At 42.1% G+C, this 1,930-nt stretch carries 2 protein-coding genes; both read right to left on the bottom strand.

Going from position 1 to position 1,930, the window contains the following annotated elements:
* Positions 1-202: 202 nt before the first annotated feature.
* A complete protein-coding gene (locus C7379_RS12515) occupies positions 203-1,189 on the bottom strand; it encodes an ISAon1 family transposase (RefSeq protein ID WP_207773437.1) in 987 nt (328 codons plus the stop codon).
* Positions 1,155-1,541, bottom strand: coding sequence for an ISAon1 family transposase N-terminal region protein (locus C7379_RS12510; RefSeq protein ID WP_116617553.1), 387 nt, complete (start codon positions 1,539-1,541; stop codon positions 1,155-1,157). Before C7379_RS12510 ends, C7379_RS12515 begins: the two co-directional genes overlap by 35 nt.
* Positions 1,542-1,930 lie beyond the last annotated feature (389 nt).

The raw sequence follows: 1,930 nt of genomic DNA, 5'->3' as shown, positions 1-1,930 counted from the left end.
TAATTGGTGATTCTTCATGATGCAAAGATAACAAATACTTATGAAATTATGTGCCTGAGAGGAGAGGGCTTGCAACTGGGTTTTAGGACTGACCCATAAAAATGGACTAAAAATGGACTAATTATGGCTCAGTAGAAAATCAGTGGGGATAGGCGTATAGTTTTGCAATTCTGAATAGGAAGAACTTCGGCTCAGTAGAAATTTACTGGGGATAGGCGTATAGTTTTGCAATTCTGAATAGGAAGAACTTCTTGTCTGCTACTCCTCTTAGATTAGCTCGGAAAAGTTTGATTTTGGCATTGAACGATTCTGCCATGGCATTCGAAGACCTGTTGTTATAGAAGTTCAATATCTCATCATAATGTTCGTAGAATGTGGCAGCAATGACATTGAATGAATGAAAGCCTGCCTCTTCAACTTTATTGTACCACCTTGCCATGGAAAGTCTTGCTGCATCCTTGATGGTGTTCTTGGCAAAAATCATGCGCAGTGAATGGCACAGTCCGTATGCCTTTTGGATGTCCGGATATTGTTCAAAAAGAATTTTAGCACGCAGTTTCTGACGCTTGGTCCATTTGTCAGCGGACTTGAAGAGCAGATATCTTGACCTGGCGAGAAGCTCTTTTCTTGTATCTCCATTAGCGTATCGGTATGGGCTGTATGGTTCATCGCATAGCTTTGCCTCCTCCATCTCATCGTTTGCCTGCTGTACCCAGCGGTGCTTGATACGCAATTCCTGTACGGCATCGCATGCTAACTTTTGTACATGGAACCTATCGATTACACGCTTGGCGTTGGGAAACGACCTTCTGACTATTTTGCGCATGGAGTCAGACATGTCCATGGTGACTTCCTCAACAGAGGAGCGTTTCTCCTCATCAATCCTATCCAGTACTGCTATGACATCTTCTGACTTTGTACCTGCAACTACTGCCACGAGACTTCTTTCCCGTGTCCTTGCTGCACGGTTGGTCACAAAAGTGTACAGCTCGCCGTTAGACAGTGAAGTTTCATCAATAGCCAGAGAGGGGCCGATATTGTCAGGAAAGAGAAGCCACTCGTCGGCATGTTCTGCCTGGTCCCATTGACGGAAGCCGCTCAGAACTTCCTTGTATTGTTTTTCAAATGTGTGTCCGTCAATATGATAGAAATCCTTAAGCGTAAGGCAAGTCACGGGGGATGTCTCCATACGTTTCTTTTAAAAAAGCTCCAAATTCCTTGGAGTAACGGGTGCCCTGAGCTACCATGTCTAAAGCGATGGGAGGAGTAAAGCTCTTGCCCGTGCGCAAATCAGTCCATCGTCTGCGACGAATTTTCAAGATCACCTTATGGTCTCGAATTGGGAAGTCAGTTATATTAACGGCTTCCATGAACCCTTTGGACTCGAAGTTGGCATCATCCGACAAAGTCTTGTCCATACGTTCATCAAGACTAATATGAAACTCTGAACCGACCTCACGGACAGAAACGATAGTAAAAAACTCTAATATTTGAGTGGGCAACACAAGAGTTGCCAAGGTACGTAACATATTTTCTTCCATGATGCGAAGGTCGGAATTATTAAGATAAATAACAAATTATTCCCCAGTAAATTTCTACTGAGCCTAAAAATGGACTAAAAATGGACTAATTATGGCAACATTAAAAGCAGTAATAAAAAATGGAAACAGGAGGAAAGATGGTACGTGGAATATAGTTATCCGCTTGACACATAACTCTACTAATCGTTTTATTCCTACGTCTATGTAGTCTCCCCTTGAAAAGTGTTTAATCATCTGGTTATCAATAAAATAATCGTTTCCAAACTTGCATATTTCTACAAAGTTTTGTACCTTTGTATAGTAAAATCTTGCAATTCAACGATGTATAAATCTCCATCCAAAGTCCGTCAGGCATCATTATTCTGGGATCTTGAGGCAATGCTCTCTCC

Origin of the sequence: Hallella colorans, from assembly GCF_003096815.1 — a bacterium.
GTDB classification, from domain to species: Bacteria; Bacteroidota; Bacteroidia; order Bacteroidales; family Bacteroidaceae; genus Prevotella; species Prevotella colorans.
Note: the sequence above shows the minus strand (reverse complement) of the source record. Positions and strands in the feature narration are given on the sequence as shown.